We start from the raw sequence: 253 nt of genomic DNA on the forward strand, positions 1-253 counted from the left end.
ACCGGTATGACGTTGGTGCGGTGTAACAAACCGCAACTTGCTGTGTTTATGTTCGTAGTTGTACCAGCGCGTAAATTTCAGTACCCAAGTTCTTGCTTCATCAAGGCTTTTAAAGCCTGCTGATGGCAGTGATTCTGCAAACGGATTGTCGTTGCTGACCCTTGGCCTGCTGTACGATGTCGTTACACCAAGCTCATACGCTTTCATTCGCATGGTCTGCGATTTCATCGGCGCCCCATTATCCGAATGCAAT

General features: G+C 48.2%; 1 protein-coding gene. It reads right to left on the reverse strand.

What is annotated here, in order from left to right; translation table 11 throughout:
* The coding region (locus tag K5Q99_RS22330; RefSeq protein WP_220778180.1) for an integrase core domain-containing protein at positions 1–253 on the reverse strand (253 nt) is incomplete at both ends.

This window comes from Shewanella hafniensis, assembly GCF_019655335.1.
Lineage (GTDB): Bacteria > Pseudomonadota > Gammaproteobacteria > Enterobacterales > Shewanellaceae > Shewanella > Shewanella hafniensis.